We start from the raw sequence: 23,301 nt of genomic DNA on the forward strand, positions 1-23,301 counted from the left end.
TTCGAACTGATATTCGATTCCAGTTCTTGTCGGTGGATCTGATGGGGGTTCGGGTGGGTGTCGTGATTCAGGCTTATCGGTTTGCTCTCGACCCCTCGTCCGTCCAGGATCAGGCGCTGCGGTCGCACTGTGGTGCACAGCGGTTCGCCTATAACTGGGGTCTGCGGCGCATCAAGGCGAACATCGATCAACGTGCCGCCGAGATGTCCTATGGATTCACCGGGGATCAACTCACCCCGGTGGTGGCGTGGTCCGCATACGCGCTGCGTAAGGAGTGGAATCAAGCCAAAGATGTTGTCGCACCCTGGTGGCCGGAGAACTCCAAGGAGTCGTACGCGTCCGGGCTCGCGAATCTGTCTGCCGCGTTGAAGAATTGGAGCGACTCTCGGGCTGGAACACGCGAGGGCCCTGCGATGGACTTCCCTCGATACAAGACGAAGAGCAGTGCCATGTCTTGTCGATTCACAACCGGGGCGATCGGGCTTGCGACGGATTGTCGTCATGTTCGGCTGCCACGGATCGGGCTGGTGCGCTCGCATGAGTCAACCCGCAAGCTTGCCCGGCATCTCAGGCTCGGTAGCGCTCGCATCCGCGCTGCGACGGTATCGCTTCGGGCCGGGCGGTGGTTCGTATCGTTCTCGGTCGAGGTCGAGCGTGTCGATTCCGTTCCGGCACAGCCGGATCTGGTGGTTGGGGTCGATCTCGGGATTCAGTCGCTTGCCATGCTGTCGGACGGGACGATTGTGCCCAACCCTCGGCATCTCGATGCCGCGACGCGTCGTATTCGCCGATTGCAGCGACAAGCGGCTCGTCGCTGTGGCAGGGATAAGCGGTTACAGTCGGCGCCATCGAAAAGATGGCTCGAGTCCCAGAAGCGACTTGCTCGCGCGCATGCGCGAGTTGCGAATGCTCGGCGCGACGCGCTGCACAAGCTGACTACCCGGCTGGCTACTTCTTTCGGCACGATCGCGATCGAGGATCTGAATGTTATTGGGATGCTGGCTAATCGGCGGCTGGCGCGGTCCATCGGCGATGTCGGGTGGGGTGAATTCCGGCGTCAGCTGGAGTACAAGGCGAACTGGAATGGCGCACAGGTTCACGTCGCCGACCGCTGGTACCCGAGTTCCAAGATGTGTTCGACCTGCGGGGCAGTGAAACCCAAACTCTCCCTGCGCGATCGAACATACTGTTGTGACCGATGCGGCCTCGTCATCGATCGCGACCTCAATGCCGCCCGCAACCTGGCGGCGATAGCCCGAACGTCCTCGGCGAGTTGCGTCGGGACGGAAAACTTGCCCGCTGGAAACCCACGGAAGACCCGCTCCTCGCGGGCAACGGGTACCGCCACGGGAAGACCCAGCTCGCTCGAGCCGGGCCAACGCGGGCGGAGTAATTCGCCTGCTCAGGATGCCTACTCATCCTGAACGGTTCGAAACCCTCTGTGCCCGCTTCATGCATCTCATCCCTAGGTCAGGCACGGTTCGAGTAAGCGTCCTGGACTGGGGAATCGATTCGTGGTGGCATGCATGTCGTAGTGGATGTGGGCGATGTGGGACTGATGGGTGCGGTTGTGGTTGACGGTGGCGGTACCGGGTTCGAGACGGTTCGTGGCGGGTTGCCGTCTGATAGGTCGCGTGTGTGTCGAATGCTCGCGGAGGCGTTCGAGGATGATCCGCATGCGCGGTGGATGCATCCGCATGCGGGGTCGCGGTTGAAGGAGCTGCGGATGGCGTTCGAGGATTCCTTTATGGAGTCGGGGCGGACGAGTGAGGGGGTCGATCTCGCCGTTGTGGATGGGGATCGGATTGTGGGTGCGGCGCTCTGGATGAATACCACTCGGGTGCGGACGCCGCGGACGGTGGCGGACTGGGTGCGGCGGCGGCGGATTTTCGGGTCGCGGGTGCCGCTGATGATGGAGGGGGCGCGGCAGCTGGCGGGTGGGCATGTCGCGGAACATCATTGGCATTTGATGGCGATCGCGACCGATCGGGAGGTTCGGGGGCGGGGGTATGGGCGGGCGTTGATGGCGGCGGGGTTGGCTCGGTGCGTGGCGGATGGGCTGCCGGCGCATTTGGAGACGGCGAAAGCCGAGAACGTTCCGTATTACCGGCGATTCGGGTTCGAAGTGGTTGCGACGCTCGAGCTGCCGAAGGGCGGGCCGCGTAACTGGCTTATGCGGTACGAACCCTGAGTTCGCGCGGTTCGGGTCGGGCGTATTGATTCTTCGTGATTGCAACCCTCTTGTCGGGGGCGATGGCGCTGCACCCTTGGGGAAGGGAGGGCGTGCGGGATCGCTGATGGAGAGGGATCTATGCGGATCGAGCAGCTCGAGTATGTGCAGGCCGTTACCCGGTTGGGGTCTTTGCGGCGGGTGGCTGAGGAGTTGCATGTTTCGCAGCCGGCGCTGAGTGAGACGCTGCGGAACTTGGAGCGGGAGCTCGGGGTGGAGCTGTTGGATCGGCGGCGGTCGGGGGCTCGGATCAGTGCGGAGGGGCGGGAGTTGCTGCCCTATATCGCGCAGGTGGTCGAGGCGGTGGATTCGTTGCGGCGGGCGGCGGATGAGCAGCATCGGGTTAGTCGGATGGTGCGGGTGGGGACCGTTAGTGCGGCTACGGTTTCGCTGGTGCTGCCTGCTATTCGGGAGTTTCGGGAGACGCACGGGCAGACGCAGGTGGAGGTGGTGGATGCGCAGCAGGGGGAGATTCATACGGCGTTGCGGGAGGGGAGTTTTGATCTCGGGCTGGTGAATTATTTGCGGGGGGATGATCTGGCTCCGGAGTTTCACAGTACGGAGTTGTTGCGGGGGCGGCCGGTGGTGTGCGTGCGGGCCGATAGTCGACTGGCGCGGTTATCCGTTGTGGGAGTTGATGATCTGCTCGGGGAGCCGCTGATCGTCATGCGGTCCGGATATGTGATGCACCGGTTCGTGCATCGGCTGCTCGATGGGAGGCAGCCGCTGTTCTCCTATTCCGTCGATGGGGCGGAAATGGGGAAGATCATGGTGGCAAATGGGTTGGGGGCCACCATACTTCCGGACTACAGCATTCGGGATGATCCGCTGGAGGCGAGCGGCGTAATTACCTGGCGTCCGCTGGGTTGTCGTTCGACCGAAGTGTTGCTGGTCGCGCAACGGCGTAAATCCACCGCGCCACCGCAGGCGGCGCGCGCCCTGCATGACGTGCTGGTCCGGCGGGCCGGTGCGCTCGGTGTGCGAGCGGCCTGAGCACCGCTGCGCACGGTGGTAGGGAAAACTTATCAGGACATCGAAAATGCCTGTTGGACAGTGCTTTTCGCGAATTCTAGGCTGGTGGTCATGATCGACGAGAGTTGTTGTCGCAGCGCTTGCTGAGTCCCTCTACCTACTTTCGATGGAGTACCCCTATGTCCGCGGACCATGAAATCGACAACCTCGCAGAACCTTTGAAATTCGCCTATTGGGTGCCGAATGTCAGTGGCGGCCTTGTTATCAGCGATATCGAGCAGCGCACCGATTGGAGTTATGAGTACAACCGGAAACTCGCGGTGCTGGCCGAGAACAACGGGTTCGAATACGCGTTGACTCAGGTGCGGTACATGGCGAGTTATGGCGCTGCGTACCAACATGAGTCGACGAGCTTCAGCCTGGCGTTGCTGTTGGCGACAGAGCGGCTCAAGGTGATCGCGGCCGTGCATCCGGGACTGTGGCAGCCGGGGGTATTGGCGAAGCTGATCGCCACCGCCGATCACCTCTCCGGCGGCCGCGCCGCGGTGAATGTGGTGAGCGGCTGGTTCAAGGGCGAGTTCACCGCGCTCGGTGAACCGTGGCTCGAACATGACGAACGCTACCGGCGCTCAGAGGAATTCATCGAGGTGCTGCGCAAGAGCTGGACCGAGGATGCCGCCCAGTTCGCGGGCGACTTCTACCGGTTGCGCGGCTACGACCTCAAACCCAAACCGCTGACCTCCGAGGGCCGCCCGCATCCGGAAATCTTCCAGGGCGGCAATTCGACGGCGGCGCGAGCCATGGCGGGCCGGGTCTCGGACTGGTATTTCAGCAATGGCAAGGACTACGACGGCATTACCGAGCAGATCACCGAGGTTCGCGCCTCGGCCGCCGAACACGGCCGCACGGTGAGGTTCGGGCTCAATGGATTTCTGATCGCCCGCGATACCGAAGCCGAGGCGAAGGAGACCCTGCGCGAGATCGTCGCCAAAGCCAATTCCGAAGCGGTGGAGGGGTTCCGGGGCGCGGTGCAGCAGGCGGGCAATTCCGCCGGTGACAAGCGCGGTATGTGGGCCGACTCGTCCTTCGAGGATCTGGTGCAGTACAACGACGGTTTCCGCTCCAAGCTCATTGGCACGCCCGAGCAGATCGCGCATCGGATCGTCGAGTACAAGAAGCGCGGAGTGAATCTGCTGCTGCTCGGATTCCTGCACTATCACGAGGAAGTCGAGTATTTCGGTAGCCGGGTGCTGCCGATCGTGCGGGAACTCGAAGCCGAATTGCTCGCGGGCACTCCGGAGCCGGTGGGGGTGGCGCGATGACCACCGTAGAGGCGAAGTCCACCACGGACGCCGAATTGGACGCGATCTTCGAACCGATCTTCGCTCGCATCGGCGAGGGCGCGGTGCAACGCGAAACCGATCGCAGGCTGCTGTTCGAGGAGGTGAACCTGTTGCGGGCCGCGAAGTTCGGCGCGCTGCGGGTCCCGGTCGAATTCGGCGGGTACGGCGTCACGGTGCGCCAGCTGTTCCGGCAGCTGATCGCGCTGGCGGCCGCGGAATCCAATCTGCCGCAGGCGCTTCGGGTGCATTTCTCCTTCGTCGAGGATCAATTGTTGGCGGAGCCCAGCCCGGCGCGTGAGCGGTGGCTGCGGTCGGTCGCGCAGGGCACGCTGGTTGGTAATGCGATCACCGAACCGGGCGTCGGCGCGGTCGACCGCTATCGCACGCGGCTGACTCGCGACGGCGCGCACTGGCGGCTCAACGGCACGAAGTTCTACAGCACCGGCTCGCTGTACGCGGACTACATTGTGGCGGCGGCGGATCAGGACGGTGAGCGCGTCGGCGTGCTGGTGCAGGCGAATGCCGAGGGTGTGCGGCAGTCCGACGACTGGGACGGCTTCGGGCAGCGGCTCACCGCCAGTGGCACAACGGAGTTCACCGATGTGCTGGTGACCGAGGATCGCGTGCTCGGACCGGGATACGGCGCGCCCGGACCCACCTATGCGACGGCTTACCTTCAGTTGGTTCAGCTTTCGGTGCTGGCCGGTATCGCCCGCCGCGCGGAGCGGGACGCTCGGGAATGGGTGGCGGCCCGCACCCGTGGTTATACCCACTCGGTCGCCGACCTGCCCCGTCGGGATCCGCTGGTGCAGCAGGTGATCGGCCGGTTGTCCGCAGCAGCCTTCGCCGCCGAGGCCAGTGTGCTCGCGGTCGCCGATGCACTCGATACGGTGCTGGACGATGGCGCGCAGGACGAAAATCTCGTGGTCGCGGCAGAACTCGCTGCCGCTCGGGCGCAGCTCGCGGTGATCGACCTGGTGCTGCCCGCGACCACGCTGCTGTTCGAAGTCGGTGGGGCGTCGGCGGTTTCGGAACAGTTGCGGCTGGACCGGCACTGGCGCAACGCCCGCACCATCTCGGTGCACAATCCGGCGATTCAGAAGGCGCGTGCGATCGGGGATCACCTGCTCAATGGCGCGGAACTACCGTTCGCGTGGAGCGCGGGCGAGCGGACGTCGGAGGCGAGATCATGACACGCCGAATCCGTTTCAACGCCTTCGATATGAACTGCGTGGCGCACCAATCCCCGGGCCTGTGGCGGCATCCGGAGGATCAGTCGCACCGCTACACCGAACTCGCGTATTGGACCGAGCTGGCGAAGTTGTTGGAGCGCGGTCGATTCGACGGGATCTTCATCGCCGATGTGCTCGGCACCTATGACGTGTACGGCGGCAATGACATCGCGGCCCTGCGGCAGGGCGCGCAGATCCCGGTCGCCGATCCGCTGCTGCTGGTTTCGGCCATGGCGGCGGTGACCGAGCACCTCGGCTTCGGCATCACCACCGGCACCGGATTCGAACACCCCTATCCGTTCGCGCGTCGGCTCTCCACCCTCGATCACCTCACCGGGGGGCGACTCGGCTGGAATGTCGTGACCGGCTATCTACCTTCTGCCGCAAGGAATTTCGGCGCGGACGATCAACTCGATCACGATGAGCGCTACAACCAGGCCGATGAATACCTGGAGGTGCTCTACAAGCTGTGGGAGGGCTCCTGGGAGGACGATGCGGTGGTGCGTGATGCCGTGCGCGGCGTCTACGTGGATCCGGCGAAGGTGCACCATATCGGGCACCGCGGTAAGCACTACACCGTCCCGGGCATCCATCTGTCCGAACCGTCGCCGCAGCGGACACCGGTGATCTATCAGGCGGGCGCGTCACCGCGCGGTGTGCGCTTCGCGGCCGAGAACGCCGAGGCCATCTTCGTGGCCGGGCCGTCCAAACGCGTGCTGGCGCAGACGGTCTCCCGTATTCGTGACGCACTGGAAGCCGCCGGTCGGGACCGCAACGCCGCCCGGATCTACGCCCTGGCCACCATCATCACAGCGGATACCGACGAGGCCGCGCACCGCAAACACCAGGAGTACCTGTCCTACGCCAGCGTGGAGGGCGGCCTGGTATTCATGTCGGGCTGGATGGGCATCGACCTGTCCACCTATGACCTGGACGCTCCCATCGGCCAGGTGGAGAGCAATGCCATCCAATCCGCCGTGGCGGCGTTCCAGGAATTCGACGATGACGGCCGGGAGTGGACCGTCCGCGATATCGGCCGTTGGGCCGGAATCGGCGGTATGGGACCGGTTTTCGTGGGCTCCGGCGAGACCGTCGCCGATCAACTCCAGGACTGGGTCGACGATACCGATCTGGACGGCTTCAACCTGGCCTATGCCATCACCCCGGGCAGCTTCGAAGACATTGTGCGCCATGTCGTTCCGGTGCTGACCGCGCGTGGAGCGTACGCCGAGGAGTACGTCCCGGGCACCCTGCGCAATGCCCTGTTCGAGGCCGGGGATCGGCTGCCACCGGAGCATCGGGGTGCGAGTTATCGCCTCGGCGGTACGGCGTCGACCGCCTTGCCCGATAGCGAGTCCCGTCCGGGATTCGATGTCCCCGTACCTGATTCACCGCTCGATCACGATTCGACCCCCGCCGCAGTATTGACCGGAAGCGAGATCCGCTCATGACCTCTCAGCGCAAATCCACCCGCTCGGCCGCCGTGATCGGAGCCGGCCAGACCGGTGTCACCGCGGCACTGGGCCTGCTCGACGCCGGCTTCGACGTGACTCTTTACAGCGACCGCGATCAGCGCGCGCTGCGCGATGACGTTCCCGCCACCGGCACCGCACTGGAATTCGGCGAGACACAGCAGGCCGAATCCGCGCTCGGACTGGACACCTACACCGCCCGCGCGCCCCGCCACACCGGTCTGACCGTGCGGATCGCCGGACCCGAGCGCGAGGAGCTCATCGCGTTCGACGGGCATTTCGACGGCTATGTCGGTGTGGCCGTCGATACCCGGCTCAAGGCCGATGAACGGCTGACCGCCTTCGCCGAGCGCGGCGGCCGGTTCATCGTGCAGCAGGTGACGCCGGAGAAGCTCGGCAGCATTGCCGCCGGAGTGGACCTCACCCTGGTCGCGACCGGTCGCGGCGGGCTTTCGGAGCTGTTTCCGGTGGACGAGACCCGCACGCCCTACAGCGCTCCGCAGCGCTCACTGCTCACCGTCACGGTCACGGGGCTCGATTACGATGACAGCGTATTCGCGCACCGCAGCCGCGCGGGCGGCGCGCGCAGTGGCTTCTCCATCTTCGCCGATCAGGGTGAGGGCTGGTGGGGCCCGTACCTGCATAAGGACGCCGGTCCCAGCTGGGCCTTCCTGGGCTGGGCGCGACCCGGCAGCGAGTGGGAGAAGCGTTTCGCCGCAGCGGATTCCGCGGACTCCGCGCTGCGGATCGTGCGGGAGCTGTACCGCGACTACATCGATTGGGATCTGCCCGAGGTGCAGGCCACGCAGGTCATCGCCGAGGATCCGCACTCATGGCTGAAAGGCGCTGTGCGACCGGTGGTTCGGGCCGGGGTGGGGCATACCGGGAGTGGTCATCCGGTGGCCTCGCTCGGCGATACCTCCGCCGCCTACGATCCGATCGCGGGCCAGGGCGCGCAGAGCGGTTTGATTCAGGCGCAGCGGCTGGTCGCGGCGGCAGCCGTGCACGACGGACCGTTCGACGAGGAGTGGATCGGGCGGCAGTACCGCTCCTTCCTCGCGGCACGCGGTGATGCGGCGAATCGGGTGACCCGGCTGTTCCTGGGCGATCCCGAACTCGCGGAGATCGGGAACACGCTGTTCGCGGCGGCCGCGGTGGAGCCGCGCTTCGCCTCGGCGCTGGTCGGACTGCTGCATCGCCCGCAGCCCTTCCTGGGCATCGATTCCCTCGACGCCGCGGGCAGATTCATCACCGAGGTGACCGGGGAGAACGCGGACGCGCTGCTGGCCCGCTTCGAACCGGCCGGACGTTTCGATCGTTCAACTTTCACAAGCAGTCTCGCCACCGCGTAGCGGCCGGAACCCCCTCGGATCGCGACCCACCACGTCGGAAGGACCAGCAATGACCGAAACCGCCCGGTGGGTGCGATGACCGAGATTGCCGATCGACCCGTGACCGTGCCCGTGATCGCCGACGCCACCGAGGCGTTGGCGGTCGCGGCACGACTATCCGCTCACTTCGCCGCCGGTGCGAGCGAGCGGGACGCCCACCGGCAACTGCCGTCGGTGGAATTGGACGAGCTGTCGGGGAGCGGTCTGCTCGGCATCACGGTGCCGCGTGAATACGGCGGCGCGGATCTGCCGACTTCGGTTGTGACGGAGGTATTCCGGCTGCTCGCGGCCGGTGATCCCAATATCGCGCAGATTCCGCACAGCCACTTCGTGTACGTGAACGCGCTGCGGCAGAACGGAACCGAATCGCTGCGGCGGCGGCTCTTCGCGGAAGTGCTGGCGGGTAGGCGATTCGGCAACGCGCAATCGGAGATCGGCACCAAACACGTACAGGACTACCGCACTCGCCTGCGCGCGCATCCCGATGGCGGATACGTGCTGGATGGTGTGAAGTCCTATTCGACCGGAGCCCTTTTCGCACACTGGATTCCGGTGCTGGCCAAGAACGATGACGACCGGATCGAAGTGGCCTTCGTGCCGGCCGATGCCCCCGGTGTCACCGTCGTCGACGACTGGGACGGTATGGGCCAGCGCACCACAGCGAGCGGCACCGTGAAACTGGATGGCGTCCGCGTACCCGCGGATCATGTTGTCCCGCACCATCTCACCTTCACCGGTCCGCAACTGTACGGCGCTCGCGCCCAGGTGCTGCATACGGCGATCGACGCCGGTATCGCCCGCGCGGCGCTCACCGAGGCCGTCGATTTCGTCCGCACCCGCAGCCGCCCGTGGTTCGAAGCCGGTGTGGCGCACGCCCACGAGGATCCGCTGACGGTGCAGCGCTTCGGCGAACTGGAGGTCTCGGTACGCGCCGCCGAGGCCCTGCTCGCGGTCGCGGGCCACACCATCGACGCGGCGGCCGCCGCCCTCGACGAGGACAGCGCCGCCGCCGCGTCCATCGCCGTGGCCACCGCGAAATCCGCCGCCGATCGCGCCGCCCTGGATGTCACCAACGCCCTGTTCGAGGTGGCGGGCACCCGCTCGGCCCTGGATTCGCTGAACCTGCACCGGCATTGGCGCAATGCCCGCACCCACACCCTGCACGATCCGGTGCGGTGGAAGATCCAGCACATCGGGCGCTACATCCTCAATGGCACGCCACCGCCCCGGCACGGTGTGCTCTGACCGATCTCACGCACCGGGTGGCGCGGCGAGCGCATCGCGCCGGCTGATCAGGAAGGCGCGTTCGGCGTCATTGCGAGTGCGGTCTATCGCCGCGTCGTAGGCGTATGCGGCTTCGGTGTTGTCGCCGAGTCTGCGGAGTAGGTCGGCGCGGATGGCGTGAAAGAGATAGTGCTGCTGGAGATTCAGTTCGTCGAGGACATCGAGCGCCGCATGTGGTCCGTGTACCTCGGCCAGTGCCACGGCCCGGTTGAGGGCGACTATGGGGCTGGGGGAGAGGGCGGAGAGATGGTCGTAGAGACGCAGGATTTGGGCCCAGTCGGTGTCGGCGGGGTCGAGGGCGTCTGCGTGTACGGCGTTGATCGCGGCCTGTAGTTGGTAGGGCCCGGGGTCGTTGTGGCGCAGGCATTTTCGGACCAGCGCCTGTCCCTCGTCGAGCTGTGCCCGATTCCATTGGGAGCGGTCCTGTTTCGGCAGCGGGACCAGCGAACCGTCGGGGGTGATGCGGGCATTGCGGCGGGAATCGGTGAGGAGCATGAGGGCGAGCAGGCCCCGGACTTCCGGTTCGCCGGGCATGATGTCGGCGAGTACGCGAGCGAGGCGGATGGCTTCGGCGCAGAGGTCGGGGCGGGTCAGGTCGATGCCGGAGGTGGCGGTGTGACCTTCGGTGAAGATCAGGTAGAGGACGGCCAGGACCGAATTCAGGCGGGCGGGGAGTTCGCCGGGCGCCGGGACTCGGTAGGGAATACGGGCATCGCGGATTTTGCCCTTGGCGCGCGTGATGCGTTGCGCCATAGTAGATTCCGGGATCAGGAAGGCGTGTGCCAGTTCGGCTGTGGTCAGGCCGCCCAGGAGTCGGAGGGTGAGTGCCACCTGGGTGGCGGGGGCCAATGCGGGATGGCAGCAGGTGAAGATGAGGCGCAGGCGGTCGTCGTACACGGTATCGGTCTCGATCGGTTCGTCGTGTTCGTGCAGGAGTGCGGCCTGTGCGTATTTATCGTGTCCGGCGGCGTCCCGCCGCAGTCTGTCGACCGCTCGATTGCGGGCGGTGGTGATGATCCAGCCGGGTGGGCTCGGCGGCAATCCCTCGACGGGCCAACGCGATACGGCGGTGGTGAACGCGTCCTGCACCGCGTCTTCGGCGATATCGACATCGCCGAAGACGCGGATCAGGCTGGCCACCGCGCGACCGTAGTGTTCGGTGAACACCGTCTCGATGGTCGCGATATCGACTGCGGCGGTACTCATTTCAGCCGTCCTGGAGTGGACGCACCTCGATCGGCAGCGTCACCACGCGGGCCAGCCGCCGTCCCCAGGCCAGCGCCTCATCGAGATCGGCGGCCCGGATAATGGTGAACCCGCCGATATGCTCCTTACCCTCGGCATACGGGCCGTCGGTGACCAGCACCTCGGAACCGTTGGCCCGCAATACGGTAGCGGTGCTCGCCGCATGCAGCCCGGCCGCGAACACCCAGGCCCCGGCGTTCCGCATCTCGTCGTTGAGCGCCTCGAGGTCACGCATGATCTCGTCGAGATTGTCCGGTGGATCGGTGTCATCGGGCTGATAGATGCCGAGCAGATACTGTTTCATCGCAGCTCCTCCGTCCCGGGTCGCACAACCCCGTCCGGGGTCACGCCGACTACCGCAACAATGCCATTCATATGCGCTCCTTCCGTGAGCCCGGCACCGTGCCGGGGTTCATCCCCTATACGAATGGACATCGCGGTTTTCGACAGGCAGGTGACGGGAAAGTCAGATCTTGCCCGCGTAGCTTTCGGCCACCTCGCGGTCCTTCTTGAAACCGCTGATGATATTGGCGGCCTTGACCTGGTCGAGGTCGATTTCGGCGAGGAGTATCTCGTCGGTTTTGCCGGCGCGGGCGATGACCTTGCCGAGAGGGTCGATGACCATGCTGTTGCCGTAGAGCTCCAGGGCTTCCTGTTGGCCGCGGTTGTTGGCGGCCAGGACGAAGGCGGAGTTCTCCAGGGCGCGGGTGGCCGGCAGTAGTTCCCAGGCGTGGGCGTATTCGGTGGGCCAGGCGGCCGATAGGAGTAGGACGTCTGCGCCCATTTCGACCAGGGCGCGCTGTTGTTCGCCGTAGGTGATGTCGGCGCAGGTGTTGAAACCGAAGGTGACGTCGCGGCCGCTGTGTGGGAGGGTCACCGTCTGGACGACGAGTTTGCTTCCGTTGGTTTGGGGTTCGGCCTTGTGGACTTCGCTGGCGCCGCCGAGGTAGCGCGCCTTGTCCTCGGGGGAGACGAAGGCGTAGGACTTGCCGTGTAGGTGAATCTTGTCGTAGCGGGTGAGGATTTCACCGTTGGGGGCGAAGAAGATCGCGGTGTTGAAGGGGAGTCCGCCGTCTTCGTTCTTCACCTGGAAAGTGCCGGCGTGGACGTAGGCGCCGACGCGACGGACGGATTCGCCGATGCGGGTGAAGGCCCAGCCGTCGAGGGTGTGCTGTTCGGCGAATTGGATGTCGTCCATGAAAGCGCCGTCGAGCCATTCCTCCGGCAGCATGATCAGGTCGATGTTCCGGTCGGCCAGGGCTTCGATCCGGGCGCAGGCGCGCTCGAGGCGTTCCTTGATGGGGTAGTCGAGCTCGGGCAGGTGCTGGATGATCGCGATCTTCATGAGAATGCCTTTCCGTTGAGGTTCCTTCTTCTCGTAGCGATTCATCAGCAACTTTACCAAGACATCGGACAAATGTCCGATGTTCGTGAGTCGCGATGGTCACACCGGTCCGACCTGGGGAAGGGCGGTATCAGTCCTGTTCAGGGGTGCTGTTGATGAGCGCTTTGATCGCCCGGCGGAAGAAGTCGAGATCCTCGATACCGCGCGGCCACGCCGCATTCTGCAATGCCGCACCGTCGATGAACGCCATGATCACGCGCGCTCGGAAATGCGCATCGGGCACTCCGAGACTCTCGAGCAATGACTCGGTTACTTCTTCGTAGGTGGTGATCAACCGTTGCGCGATCGGGCGCAGCGCCGGATCGTGGCGGCACTGCAAATACAGCGTCAACTGGGAGAGCTTCTCCGCGCCGGTCGCTCCCGTCTGCGCGGCAGCGCCGATCAACAGGTCGAGATAGCGGTCGATCACCTGCGGCGCGGATTCCCGCGGTACCGGCTCCACTGCCAGCCGCCGAATATTGCCGATCAAGCGGGTCGCCGCCACATCCATTGCGGCCGCGATCAATTCGTCGATCGAGGTGAAGAAATAACTCGTCGAGGAGAGCGGTACGCCCGCGCGCGCCGCGATGGCCCGATGGGTCGCGGCCTTGACTCCGCCCTCGGCGATCACCTCGATGGCGGCGTCCAGCAGCAGTGCGCGTCGTGCGGCGCCCGCGGCGCGATGGCTCTGCGGTCGCGGCGACATGCGGCGATGATAGCCAGCGCGGTGCCGGTCCGGCGGTATCGGCACGCTGCACGGGCGATCCGATGTGATCGCCCGGTATGTGTGCGCCGGTGGACCGCTTCCGTCGATGTGGTCGCCGGACGGTCAGTCGACGGTGAGCACGATCTTCCCGGAGGTGCGGCCGGTATTGCCGAGCGCGTGCGCTTCGGCGGCCCACTCGAGCGGTAGCACCGTATCGATATGCGGTCGCAGCGAACCGTTTTCGACGAGATCGGCGATTTCGCGCAGGCCCGCCCGGTCGGCCTCGACGATCATGAACGCGGCGCGCAGGCCGAGCGGGCGCGCCTGTTCGGCCAGGTACGCCTCGGCGGGAGAGGCCAGCGAGACCAGGATGCCGCCCGGTCGCAGGGTGGTGAGCGAACGCGGGCCGTATTCGCCGCCGATGGTATCCAGCACGACATCGATATCGCGGGCGACGGTGGTGAAATCGACCGCGGTGTAGTCGATTACCTCGTCCGCGCCGAGTCCGAGCACGAGATCGTGTTTGGCCGAGCGGGCCGTGCCGATCACGTATGCGCCACGCGCCTTGGCGATTTGGACCGCCAGGTGACCGACGCCGCCCGCCGCGGCGTGGATCAGCACGCGCTGGCCGGGCCGTAGGTCGGCGGTGTCCACCAGCGCTTGCCACGCGGTGAGCGCGGCCAACGGCAGTGCGGCGGCCTCGGTATGGGTCAGCCCCGACGGCTTGCGGATCACATGCCGCGCAGGGGAAGTCACGTACTGCGCATAGGTGCCCGCCGGATTCGGATGCCGGGGCAGGCCGAATACCTCGTCACCGGGCTGGAAGATGGTGACGCCGGGGCCGATGGCCTCGATCACCCCGGATACGTCCCAGCCCAGGCGAATCGGCGTCTCACCGCCCGCGAGCCCGCCGCTGGCCCGATGCCAGGAGTCGGTCGGATTGACGCCGATCGCATGCACTCTGATGAGCACCTCGGCCGGTCCGGGCTCGGGGCGGGACACCTCGGCGAGCTTCAATACCTCGGGTCCGCCGAACGAATCCTGGGTGATGGCAAGCATTTTCGAGTCTCTCCTTCGAGATCAGGCGGGCTGATCGTGCAGGTGCGGTGCGGTGCCGGGGCGTGCGGTCGTACCGGAGACCTGTTTGCCGAGGTTGACGAAGAACAGGATCAGGCCGATGGTCAGCAGGATGTGCCCGATGCCCGCCAGGCCGGAGATCGCGGCGCTCGTCTGCGCGCCGAAGACGGTTTGCGTGCCGTGGATGGTCATCATCGTGACCGTCAGTACGAGACCGGCGTTGTAGATCCGGAAGAACCAGTCGAACAGTTTTCCGTCGCTCGGGCCGAACGCCTTCTCCAGCGCCAGCACGATGAGGTGGAACAGCATGCCCAGGGCCAGCAGATGGGTGTGCACCACGGCGAGCTGAGTGTCGCCGGTGAAGTCCTGCCATTTGGTGATTTCGCGGTAGACCAGGCCGCTGATGACACCGACGATCATGTATGTGTGTGCCGCGTAATAGATCTTCTGCACGGGGGCTCGTTCCTCATCTCACTTGAAAACCGCGTTTCCAAGGATTCGGGACGGGCGATACCGGAACAATGACCCGTTGCGCAACAGCGGTTTAGGCGCGCTGAACGATTCAGTAGTCCAGGGCGTGCTCGGGCTGGCAGACATCCAGGGGTGACGGCAGATATCGGACGATGGCGTCCAGCAGCGGGGCATTGCCCGGGGCGTCGCACAGGATGGGCACCACATCGCCGATGCGGGTGCGGCGGCGGATGCGCCGATGCAGTTGTTCGGCGGGGATCTCGGTGGAATCGGCCCACATCGGGAACAGGTCGATGATGTCCTGGAACTCCGCGCCGACGCCGAGCGGGACGTGCAGCGCCAGCGGTGTCGCGCCGTGGATGTCGGCGATGGTGTGCACCCAGCGGTCGAAATCCGCGCCGGGCTGATCGAGTCCGTTGATCAGGCACAGTCTGGCGACCTGATGGTCATCGGCGATGCGCAGCACGGTTTCCAGGCGCGGATCACGGCGGGTCGTGGCGTTGACGACCGCGATCAGGCCGTCGGCCACCCGGATCGAGCGTTCCAGATCGGCGTTGGGGGTGCGGCTGGACAGTTCCGCGATGCGGATCGTGTACTCGGCCTGGTCCGCGGGCCAGCGGATGGCGCCCCGATCGCCGGAATCGCGGTGCAGGCGGTGTGCCACGCATGCCGTCTCATTCGGGTCGCCGATGATCGTGACATTGCGGATCGACTGCGGGTCAATAGCTTTGGTGCCCATCGCGGTGTGATACTCCTCAATCCGCGTCCACCGTACCTCCGGGCGGGCGCGGCCGGAGCGGATTCCGGCCCCAAAGTAGAACGTGTTCCTATACGGTCGGGATTGTGCAGAAAGAACAACGCCCCGCCGTGGCCGACTGGTTCACCACGGATGACGGTGTGACGCGGCTCGTGGGAACACGCTGCAATGACTGCGGCACACCGTACTTCCCGAAGAACACCCTGGCCTGCCGCAATCCGCAGTGCACCGGACCGCATGACGGCTCCGAGCTCGCCGAATACCTGTTCTCCACCCGCGGCCGCATCTGGTCGTACGCGGACGCCCGGTACAAGCCACCGCCGCCCTATGTCTCCGCCGATCCGTTCGAACCGTACGTGGTCGCGGCGGTGGAGCTCGAGGTCGAGAAGCTGGTGATTCTCGGGCAGGTGGTGCGCGGGCTCAGCGTGGACGATCTCGCCGTCGGCATGCCGGTCGAGTTGACCGTCGGCGTGCTGTACGAGGACGAGGAAGCGGAGCACACGGTGTGGATGTGGAGGCCGGTCAATGACTGACAACGATCGCGATATCGCCGTCCTCGGTGCGGGTATGCACCAGTGGGGCAAATGGGGACGCAACTTCGTCGAATACGGGTTGGTCGCGGCGCGTGCGGCTTTGGCGGACGCGGGGGTGAACCATCTCGATGTCGGCTACATCGCGGGTGCGGACACCATTCGCAACGGGTATCCCGGGTTCGTCGCGGGCGCGACGTTCGCGCAGGCGCTGGGCTGGTCGGGTGCGCGCATCTCCAGCAGTTACGCCGCCTGTGCCTCGGGTGCGCAGGCGATCGCCAACGCGCGTGCGCAGATTCTGGCCGGGCTGACCGATGTGGCGCTGGTGGTCGGCGCGGACACCACGCCGAAGGGGTTCTTCCAGCCGGTCGGCGGGGAGCGCCGCGATGATCCGGATTGGCTGCGCTTCCATCTGCTGGGTGCGACGAATCCGATCTACTTCGCGCTGTACGCCCGTCGCCGCATGGCATTGCACGGTGCGACGCTCGACGATTTCGCCGCGGTCAAGGTCAAGAACGCCAAGCACGGTCTGAACAACCCCAACGCGCGCTACCGCAAGGAAGTCACCGCGGAGGAGATCGCCGCCTCGGCCATCGTCTCGGATCCATTGCGGCTCTTGGATATCTGCGCCACCAGTGACGGCGGCGCGGCCCTGGTGCTGACGTCCATGGATTACGCCCGCCGCCACGGCATCGCCGATCCGGTTCGGATCAGCGCGCTGTCCACGGTCACCCCCACGTTCCCGAAAACCGTGCTGGACCTGCCGGATTTCGCGACCGATTCCGCTGTGGCGGTGGAGCCTTCGGGCAACACCTTCCGCTCCGCCATCGCCGCCGCGGCCTACGAAGAGGCGGGCATCGGGCCCGAGGACCTGTCCTTCGCCGAGGTCTACGACCTGTCCACCGCCCTCGAATTGGACTGGTACGAGGACATCGGGCTCTGCAAGCCGGGTGAGGCCGAAGAGCTATTGCGCAGCGGCGCAACAACACTCGGCGGCCGCGTCCCCGTCAACCCCAGCGGCGGCCTGGCCTGCTTCGGTGAGGCCATCCCCGCCCAGGCCATCGCTCAGATCTGCGAACTCACCTGGCAGCTCCGCGGCCAAGCCGACGGCCGTCAGGTAGAGAACCCCCGCGCGGGCATCGCGGTCAACCAGGGCCTCTTCGGCCACGGCTCCGCGATCATCGCCACCCGCTGACACCGGGTCCCGCTGCCCGAAAACCCAGGCCACACCTGGGTTTTCGGGCACCGCTCATTTACGCCGAGACCAAGGCCACCGTCGTCTGGCCGGTGCGGCCTCCTGAGTCATGAACTGCCCGACGATATCCAGGAACACCCACACATCGCCGCTCTCATAGGTGTGCACATCCTCGGTGCCGCCGAGAAACGGGTATGGCACAGGGAAATACACCTGCCCCGGCCCGAGCTCCCCGAGCCGCTCCCGGATCGCCGCCGCATGCTCGGCCAACATGATCACCTTCGTGAAGTACTCATCCCGCACAATGCTGTCGAAGAATTCCCCGGTACTCCCGAACACCCCATAGTTCTTGGCGGCATCCCGATACGGATAAAGCACCCCGTACTCCCCGCTACTCCGCTTCGCCAAAAACACCTGCCCCAAATCCGAATACCCCACCACAGTGTCGAACTGCGGAAACCGCAACGCCCACCGCGGCATGACCTCCACCATCGCAACCGGCTCGATCACCCGAAAACACTCATCACTCACCCCACCATCCAAACATGCGCCCCAACAGATTTGGCGATCCGATCGCCTGGCGACGACCGGCAAGCTCGTCGCCGATAAACAACCGTTCGTCTCGCCGAGGATGGGGTGGTTCGTGACTGTCTACATGGTGTGACCAGGTGGTACTCGACAATTGGCTGACGGCGTGGGACGATAATCGAAAGATTCGAACATGGTTTTGAAACGTTCGAATGGGTCGGTTGGCGCTTGGAGGTGCGGCATGGGTTCGCAGGCTTTGGAGGAGAGGACATTCATTCCGGGGGCCGATGCCCAGCAGTTGGCGCCTATCTTGAGCTTCCTCGAGGCGCATGAGCGGCGGTGGGGTACCGATGCAAAGCCCAGCTATGCGTTGGTCGGTGCAGTCGAACACGACCGGATCGAGTTGCCGCGTGAGGTGCATCAGGCGCTCAAACAAGTAGTCGCGGCGCTGCTGGCTGGTAAGGCGGTCACGGTCGCACCGCGGAATATGACGCTGACCTCACAGCAGGCCGCCGATCTCCTCGGCGTCAGTCGCCCGACCGTCAAGCGGCTCATCGAGAAGAACGAGTTGCCGGCCGAACGGATCGGGACACGTCATCGCTTGAAGCTCGATGATGTGCTCGACTACCGGGAGGCGCGTCGCCAGCGCCAGTACGACGCGTTGGCGGCTACTGCGGTTGACATCACCGGAGACGAGGATCCCGCGCAGATCCGGCAGCGGCTCGATGAGGCCCGACGCCTAGTCGCGGAACGGCGAAAGGCCAAGGGCTGAGGTGGCCATAGGTGTTTGCCGTGGTGCTGGATACCTGCGTGCTCTGGCCGAGTCTGCAACGCGACTTCCTCCTGTCCCTCGCTGTGGAGGGCTTGTACCGGCCGCTGTGGTCGGAACCGATCCTTGCCGAGTTGGAACACTGCGAGACGGCCAAACTTGTTGATCGAGGGGAAGATCCGAGGATTGCCGAGGTGCGTACGCGTCGTTTGATCGCGACTGTCAAGTCCGCATTCGATGACGCCCTCGTGGAGAATTGGGAACCCTACGAGGGCACATTCGGCCTTCCTGATCCATACGACGAGCATGTGCTCGCCGCAGCGGTTGTGGGTAACGCCGGTGCGATCGTGACCGACAACGTACGTCATTTTTCCAGATCCGCAGTGCCGGAACAGATTCAGATTCTGCGACCGGCCGAGTTCGCCGCGGATACGGTCTCGGTTTCGCCTGATGCGGCTCTGCGTGCGATCAAGACGATTCGCGCCGTTCGCTGAAGGCTGTTCGACCACGGCGGGAGTGCTATGGCCAAATGGTCAGGGGCTGATGAAAACGGACGGGTGACTGACTGATTCGGACTTGGGGGTCGGGGTGGGCGGGGTTTCGGCGTTCACTTTCAGCAGGTCACGGAGGTGGCCGTGGCGGAAGGAATGATGATGACCGAGTATGTGGATCTCGAGTATGGAACGTTGGCTTGTGATGTGGTGGGGGAGGGGCCGTTGGTGGTGTTGTCGCATGGGATGGGGACTGTGCGGCAGGACTTTCGGTATTTGGTGGGGTTGTTGGCCGAGGCGGGGTTTCGGGTGGTGAATGTGGATATGCGGGGGCATGGGGAGTCGAGTGTCGGGTGGCCTTCGGTTACGGGGGAGGCGGCTATCAGTCGGACAGATGTGGCGGAGGATCTGGTGGGGGTGATTCGGTATTTCGGGGGTCCGGCGGTGATTGTGGGGCATTCGCTGTCGGGTGGGGCGGCGACGATCGCGGCGGCGTCGGCGCCGGAGCTGGTGTGCGGGATTGTCGAGATCGATCCGTTCACACTCGCCCAAAGTTTCCATGCGGGAGCGTTTTTCGCGGATCGGCGGTATCGGCGGGGGATGGTGCGGCTGGCGCTCACCTCGATCTTGAAGTCACTGTCGTGGTGGCGGCGGTATCTGAATATCGCGTATCCGACCAAGCCCGCCGACTTCGACGCGTATCTGGCGCAGCTCGGGAATGTGCTGGTGCGGCCTGAACGGTGGGCGGAGTTCGCGAAGACCGGGGCGACGACACCGGCTGATGCGCAGGCTCGGCTGGGGGAGGTGCGGTGTCCGGCATTGGTGATCATGGGGGCGGCGGATCCGGATTTCGCGGATCCCGAGGCGGAGGCCGATGCGATTGTGGCGGCCATGCCGGAGGGAGTGGGGCGGGTCGTGATGGTCGAGAACGGCGGTCACTATCCGCACGCGCAGTTCCCCGATCGCGTTGCCGCGGTGGTCATTCCCTTCCTGGAGCGATATGCGGCGCGGATGCCCCGGCTGCGATGATGACGGTATGCCCGAGCCGCGCACCATTGTCTTCGTTGTCTACGAAGGCATGCAGCTGGTCGAATTGGCCGGGCCGATGGATGTTTTCGTATTCGTCAACGCGCTCGCCGCACGTGAGGACTACCGGTTGATCACGGCCTCGCCGGGCGGGCGCGCGATCAAGGCGGCCGGGGGATTGACCCTGGCGGTCGAGCATTCGCTGCACGAGCTGGCCGCCTCGGCGGCGGAGATCGACACGCTCGTGGTGGTCGGCGGCTGGATTTCCGGGCCGGTATCGGCCGAGGTGGTGTGCGAATTACCCGCGCTGGCACGGAAATCCCGGCGGGTGGCCTCGGTGTGTTCGGGGGCGCTGCTGCTCGCGGCGGCGGGGCTGCTGGACGGGTATCGGGCCACCACGCACTGGGGCACGACCGAGCGGTTGGCGCGGACCTATCCGCGGGTGACCGTGGAGCCGGATCGGATCTTCGTGCACGATCGCAATCGGTGGACCTCGGCGGGTGTTTCCGCCGGAATCGATCTCGCGCTCGCACTGGTCGAGGATGATCACGGGCGGGAGCTGGCGCAGGAGATCGCGCGGGCATTCGTGGTGTTCACCCGGCGATCCGGCGGCCAGGCGCAATTCAGTGCGCAATTGCGCGCCCAGCCCGCGCGCACCCCGGCGATTCGCGCGGTGCAGCAGTGGCTGCCCGATCATCTCGACGCGGATCTGTCGGTGGCCGTGCTGGCCGAGCGCGCGGGTATGAGCGAGCGGCACTTCGCGCGCGCCTTCCGACTCGAAACCGGCAGCACCCCTGCGGCATTCGTGGAGGACCTGCGCATCGAGGCGGGCCGCCGCCTGCTGGAATCCACCGAACTCACCATTACCGCGATCGCGCGCGCGGTGGGCTATCGGCACGGTGAGACCCTGCATCGCGTCTTCGCCCGCCGCCTGTCCACCACGCCCGAGCGCTATCGCCGCCACTTCGCCGAAAAGCCCGTCGAAGACCACCCGTGAGCGGATGTGCGCCCGCCGCAGCGCATCTAGGCTGTCCGAGACAGATAGAAGGAGCGGTATGAGTACACCCGATCTCGGAGCATCGATGTTCCCGGCCTGGTTCGACCGGCTGCAGGTCAAATACATGAACCCGGTCATGCGCCGGGCAGCGCCCTACCTCCCCACGTTCGCGGTGATCCACCACGCCGGACGCAAATCCGGGAAGCCGTACACGACCCCCGTCAACGCCTTCCGCTCGAAGGGCAAGTTCACCGTGGTGCTCGGTCACGGCGTCACCGATTGGGTCCGGAATGTGCTGGCGGCGGGCGAGGCCGATGTGCAATCCCAATTCCGCACCATCCGAATCACCAACCCGCGCATTGTCGAACCCGGTCAGGCCGGTCTGGATCTCCCGCTTCCGGCGCGCGTCGCGGGCGGCCGTTTCGGCGTACTGGTCGCCGATATCGCCTGAGCCCCGAACCTGTTCAGCCCCGGGCAGATTCGAGTAGCTCACGCCACCGCCGCATGATCAGTTCGGTGTAATCGTCAGCGGCGATGGCGTACGCGCCGAGCGCATACCCGTCATTGGCTTCGACCAGAGCCGTCTCCCGGTTCGCGAGCACGCCGAAGTCGATGCCGTACGCGCTCGGCGCGACCGGTTGATAGGCCGCGATCGCCGCCTCGACCACGCTCATATCCAAGGCCGCCGATTCATCACCGCTGTACAGATCGACCGCGAGTACGCGCCGATCGGCAACGTAGACACGGTATTCCGCGATCCAGGAGACGACCTCGGAGCACCACACCCGCTGGCGTCGGCTGACCGGCCCGAAGTGCGAGACATCCCGCTCCGAGTAGCACACCGCACCGGTGAAGCTTTTGCGCCGCTCGGCGGGCTTGACGAATGTCGGTGGCAGGGCACCGATTTCCAGTGCCCGCTCGACCTCGCCCAGAGTCGATAGCCGCACCGCACGCCGCAGGAATTCGCGCAGGACATCCGGATAGTCGTCGGGCGCGGGAATCGGAATCCCCAACTGCCGCAACGCCCCGTGCATCGCATCCATATCACCGGCGATCAGCACACCCGGCCCCAACGGCAGCGTCCGGCGGTGCATCTGCTTGATCGTGTAGTACCGCACCGGAATCCCGCGCCGCCGCAATCCTTCCGACAGCAGCGCCTCCTCATGGCGCATCGGACCGGATCCGGAGTACTGGAGAAAGGCGGTGCTGAACATGATCCTCAGATCATGCACCGCGACAGCCGGATTCGGAGCCACCGGGCCGCTCCCGGCAGGTGAGCGGCCCGGGCAGACCTCAGTAGGTGTAGAAGCCGCGGCCGGTCTTGCGGCCCAGATAGCCCGCTTCGACCATGCGGCGCAACAGCACCGGGGGCGCGTACTGCGGTTCACCGAATTCGGCGTAGAGGGATTCGGCGACCGCGAGGGTGACGTCCAGGCCGACGGTATCGGTCAGGCGCAGCGGGCCCATGGGGTGCGCGCAGCCGCTGACCATGCCCTCGTCGATGTCCTCGGCGCTGGCGAAGCCGGTCTCGTACATGCGAATCGCGTTGCACAGGTACGGGATCAGCAGTGCGTTGACGATGAATCCGGCCTGATCCTTGGATTCGATGGTGCGCTTGCCCAGCACGTCGCGGGCGTACGCGGTGACCGCGTCCGCGACCGCGCGATCGGTCTTGAGCGTCACCACGATCTCCACCAGCGGCAGCACCGGCACCGGGTTGAAGAAATGCACACCGACCACGCGGCCCGGGTTCGAGGTCGCGTTGGCGATCCGGATGACCGGGATGGAGGAGGTGTTGGTGGCCAGAATGGTCTCCGGGGAGACGATGGCGTCGAGCTTGGTGAAGAAATCGGCCTTGAGCGATTCGATCTCCGGCGCGGCCTCGATCACCAGCTCCCGATCGGCGAAATCGTCGATCGACACGGTGAGGGTGATGCGCGCCCGCGCCGCGTCCGCGGCCTCCTGCTCCAGGCGACCCGACTTCACCGCGCGCGCCAGCGACTTCTCGATGCGCTCGATCGCCGCGTCGGCCGCGGCGGCGTCCCGCTCCAGGACCAGGACTTCGCCGCCCGCGCGAGCGGCCACCTCGGCGATACCCGCCCCCATGGTGCCGCCACCGATTACGCCGATGAGTTGCATTATTCGTATCTCCCTGTGTTCGGATGTCTCGCGACCATCCTGGTCGACCGGATTCATCGACC

At 65.5% G+C, this 23,301-nt stretch carries 25 protein-coding genes; 15 read left to right on the forward strand and 10 right to left on the reverse strand.

Annotated elements, in window-relative coordinates:
• The first annotated feature begins 32 nt into the window (after positions 1-32).
• The 8 genes from tnpB to ACFVUS_RS37760 all read left to right on the forward strand — a co-directional run bounded on the left by tnpB (position 33) and on the right by ACFVUS_RS37760 (position 9,885).
• Positions 33-1,424 (forward strand): IS607 family element RNA-guided endonuclease TnpB, encoded by a 1,392-nt coding sequence (gene tnpB / locus ACFVUS_RS37725; protein ID WP_387778593.1) that lies wholly within the window; start codon positions 33-35, stop codon positions 1,422-1,424.
• 302 nt (positions 1,425-1,726) lie between these two features.
• On the forward strand, positions 1,727-2,191 hold the full coding sequence (locus ACFVUS_RS37730; RefSeq protein WP_387778021.1) for a GNAT family N-acetyltransferase: 465 nt from the start codon (positions 1,727-1,729) through the stop codon (positions 2,189-2,191).
• 120 nt (positions 2,192-2,311) lie between these two features.
• Positions 2,312-3,223: a LysR family transcriptional regulator gene (locus ACFVUS_RS37735; RefSeq protein ID WP_387778024.1), complete on the forward strand. Its 912-nt coding sequence runs from the start codon at positions 2,312-2,314 to the stop codon at positions 3,221-3,223.
• 158 nt (positions 3,224-3,381) lie between these two features.
• Positions 3,382-4,524, forward strand: coding sequence for a dimethylsulfone monooxygenase SfnG (gene sfnG, locus ACFVUS_RS37740; protein ID WP_387778027.1), 1,143 nt, complete (start codon positions 3,382-3,384; stop codon positions 4,522-4,524).
• Positions 4,521-5,738, forward strand: coding sequence for an acyl-CoA dehydrogenase family protein (locus ACFVUS_RS37745; RefSeq protein ID WP_387778030.1), 1,218 nt, complete (start codon positions 4,521-4,523; stop codon positions 5,736-5,738). Before sfnG ends, ACFVUS_RS37745 begins: the two co-directional genes overlap by 4 nt.
• Positions 5,735-7,228 (forward strand): LLM class flavin-dependent oxidoreductase, encoded by a 1,494-nt coding sequence (locus tag ACFVUS_RS37750; RefSeq protein ID WP_387778033.1) that lies wholly within the window; start codon positions 5,735-5,737, stop codon positions 7,226-7,228. Before ACFVUS_RS37745 ends, ACFVUS_RS37750 begins: the two co-directional genes overlap by 4 nt.
• Positions 7,225-8,601, forward strand: a complete 1,377-nt coding sequence (locus ACFVUS_RS37755; RefSeq protein WP_387778036.1) for a styrene monooxygenase/indole monooxygenase family protein — start codon at positions 7,225-7,227, stop codon at positions 8,599-8,601. Before ACFVUS_RS37750 ends, ACFVUS_RS37755 begins: the two co-directional genes overlap by 4 nt.
• Positions 8,602-8,676: 75 nt before the next feature.
• Positions 8,677-9,885, forward strand: a complete 1,209-nt coding sequence (locus tag ACFVUS_RS37760; RefSeq protein WP_387778039.1) for an SfnB family sulfur acquisition oxidoreductase — start codon at positions 8,677-8,679, stop codon at positions 9,883-9,885.
• 6 nt (positions 9,886-9,891) lie between these two features.
• On the opposite strand, the gene ACFVUS_RS37765 is transcribed toward ACFVUS_RS37760, so the two are convergent.
• The 7 genes from ACFVUS_RS37765 to ACFVUS_RS37795 all read right to left on the reverse strand — a co-directional run bounded on the left by ACFVUS_RS37765 (position 9,892) and on the right by ACFVUS_RS37795 (position 15,546).
• The gene (locus ACFVUS_RS37765) at positions 9,892-11,130 is read right to left on the reverse strand and encodes an RNA polymerase sigma factor (protein ID WP_387778042.1); all 1,239 of its coding nucleotides are present in this window, start codon (positions 11,128-11,130) and stop codon (positions 9,892-9,894) included.
• Position 11,131: 1 nt separating this feature from the next.
• Complete coding sequence (locus ACFVUS_RS37770) at positions 11,132-11,473, reverse strand: YciI family protein (protein ID WP_387778045.1); 342 nt, start codon at positions 11,471-11,473, stop codon at positions 11,132-11,134.
• Between the two features lie 162 nt (positions 11,474-11,635).
• The gene (locus ACFVUS_RS37775) at positions 11,636-12,514 is read right to left on the reverse strand and encodes a carbon-nitrogen hydrolase family protein (protein WP_387778048.1); all 879 of its coding nucleotides are present in this window, start codon (positions 12,512-12,514) and stop codon (positions 11,636-11,638) included.
• A gap of 130 nt (positions 12,515-12,644) precedes the next feature.
• Positions 12,645-13,259 carry a TetR/AcrR family transcriptional regulator gene (locus tag ACFVUS_RS37780; RefSeq protein WP_387778051.1) on the reverse strand — a complete coding sequence of 205 codons (615 nt, stop codon included), beginning with the start codon at positions 13,257-13,259 and terminating at the stop codon, positions 12,645-12,647.
• A 123-nt stretch (positions 13,260-13,382) separates the two neighbouring features.
• The gene (locus ACFVUS_RS37785) at positions 13,383-14,318 is read right to left on the reverse strand and encodes an NADP-dependent oxidoreductase (RefSeq protein ID WP_387778054.1); all 936 of its coding nucleotides are present in this window, start codon (positions 14,316-14,318) and stop codon (positions 13,383-13,385) included.
• Positions 14,319-14,339: 21 nt separating this feature from the next.
• A complete protein-coding gene (locus ACFVUS_RS37790) occupies positions 14,340-14,789 on the reverse strand; it encodes a DUF2871 domain-containing protein (RefSeq protein WP_387778057.1) in 450 nt (149 codons plus the stop codon).
• A gap of 109 nt (positions 14,790-14,898) precedes the next feature.
• Positions 14,899-15,546 carry a GTP-binding protein gene (locus ACFVUS_RS37795; RefSeq protein WP_387778060.1) on the reverse strand — a complete coding sequence of 216 codons (648 nt, stop codon included), beginning with the start codon at positions 15,544-15,546 and terminating at the stop codon, positions 14,899-14,901.
• A gap of 128 nt (positions 15,547-15,674) precedes the next feature.
• On the opposite strand from ACFVUS_RS37795, the gene ACFVUS_RS37800 reads away from it, so the two are divergent.
• Both ACFVUS_RS37800 and ACFVUS_RS37805 read left to right on the forward strand, forming a co-directional pair.
• Positions 15,675-16,097, forward strand: a complete 423-nt coding sequence (locus tag ACFVUS_RS37800; RefSeq protein ID WP_364640349.1) for an OB-fold domain-containing protein — start codon at positions 15,675-15,677, stop codon at positions 16,095-16,097.
• A complete protein-coding gene (locus tag ACFVUS_RS37805) occupies positions 16,090-17,289 on the forward strand; it encodes a lipid-transfer protein (protein WP_387778063.1) in 1,200 nt (399 codons plus the stop codon). The genes ACFVUS_RS37800 and ACFVUS_RS37805 overlap by 8 nt, the downstream gene beginning before the upstream one ends.
• Positions 17,290-17,343: 54 nt before the next feature.
• Here the strand turns inward: ACFVUS_RS37805 and ACFVUS_RS37810 are convergent, their stop codons facing one another.
• A complete protein-coding gene (locus ACFVUS_RS37810) occupies positions 17,344-17,832 on the reverse strand; it encodes a T6SS immunity protein Tdi1 domain-containing protein (protein ID WP_387778066.1) in 489 nt (162 codons plus the stop codon).
• Between the two features lie 226 nt (positions 17,833-18,058).
• On the opposite strand from ACFVUS_RS37810, the gene ACFVUS_RS37815 reads away from it, so the two are divergent.
• From ACFVUS_RS37815 to ACFVUS_RS37835, 5 genes are all read left to right on the forward strand, one after another.
• On the forward strand, positions 18,059-18,589 hold the full coding sequence (locus ACFVUS_RS37815; RefSeq protein ID WP_387778069.1) for a helix-turn-helix domain-containing protein: 531 nt from the start codon (positions 18,059-18,061) through the stop codon (positions 18,587-18,589).
• A gap of 11 nt (positions 18,590-18,600) precedes the next feature.
• Positions 18,601-19,080 carry a PIN domain-containing protein gene (locus tag ACFVUS_RS37820; protein WP_387778071.1) on the forward strand — a complete coding sequence of 160 codons (480 nt, stop codon included), beginning with the start codon at positions 18,601-18,603 and terminating at the stop codon, positions 19,078-19,080.
• A 159-nt stretch (positions 19,081-19,239) separates the two neighbouring features.
• Positions 19,240-20,106 carry an alpha/beta fold hydrolase gene (locus ACFVUS_RS37825; RefSeq protein WP_387778073.1) on the forward strand — a complete coding sequence of 289 codons (867 nt, stop codon included), beginning with the start codon at positions 19,240-19,242 and terminating at the stop codon, positions 20,104-20,106.
• A 7-nt stretch (positions 20,107-20,113) separates the two neighbouring features.
• Positions 20,114-21,100, forward strand: coding sequence for a GlxA family transcriptional regulator (locus ACFVUS_RS37830; protein ID WP_387778075.1), 987 nt, complete (start codon positions 20,114-20,116; stop codon positions 21,098-21,100).
• Between the two features lie 58 nt (positions 21,101-21,158).
• The gene (locus ACFVUS_RS37835) at positions 21,159-21,551 is read left to right on the forward strand and encodes a nitroreductase family deazaflavin-dependent oxidoreductase (protein WP_387778077.1); all 393 of its coding nucleotides are present in this window, start codon (positions 21,159-21,161) and stop codon (positions 21,549-21,551) included.
• Between the two features lie 13 nt (positions 21,552-21,564).
• Here ACFVUS_RS37835 and ACFVUS_RS37840 read toward each other — a convergent pair whose 3' ends face one another.
• Together ACFVUS_RS37840 and ACFVUS_RS37845 are read right to left on the reverse strand one after the other, a co-directional pair.
• Positions 21,565-22,356 (reverse strand): ATP-grasp domain-containing protein, encoded by a 792-nt coding sequence (locus tag ACFVUS_RS37840; protein WP_387778080.1) that lies wholly within the window; start codon positions 22,354-22,356, stop codon positions 21,565-21,567.
• 37 nt (positions 22,357-22,393) lie between these two features.
• Positions 22,394-23,239, reverse strand: coding sequence for a 3-hydroxybutyryl-CoA dehydrogenase (locus tag ACFVUS_RS37845; protein WP_387778083.1), 846 nt, complete (start codon positions 23,237-23,239; stop codon positions 22,394-22,396).
• Positions 23,240-23,301 lie beyond the last annotated feature (62 nt).

Origin of the sequence: Nocardia sp. NPDC058058, assembly GCF_042885355.1 — a bacterium.
GTDB lineage: Bacteria > Actinomycetota > Actinomycetes > Mycobacteriales > Mycobacteriaceae > Nocardia.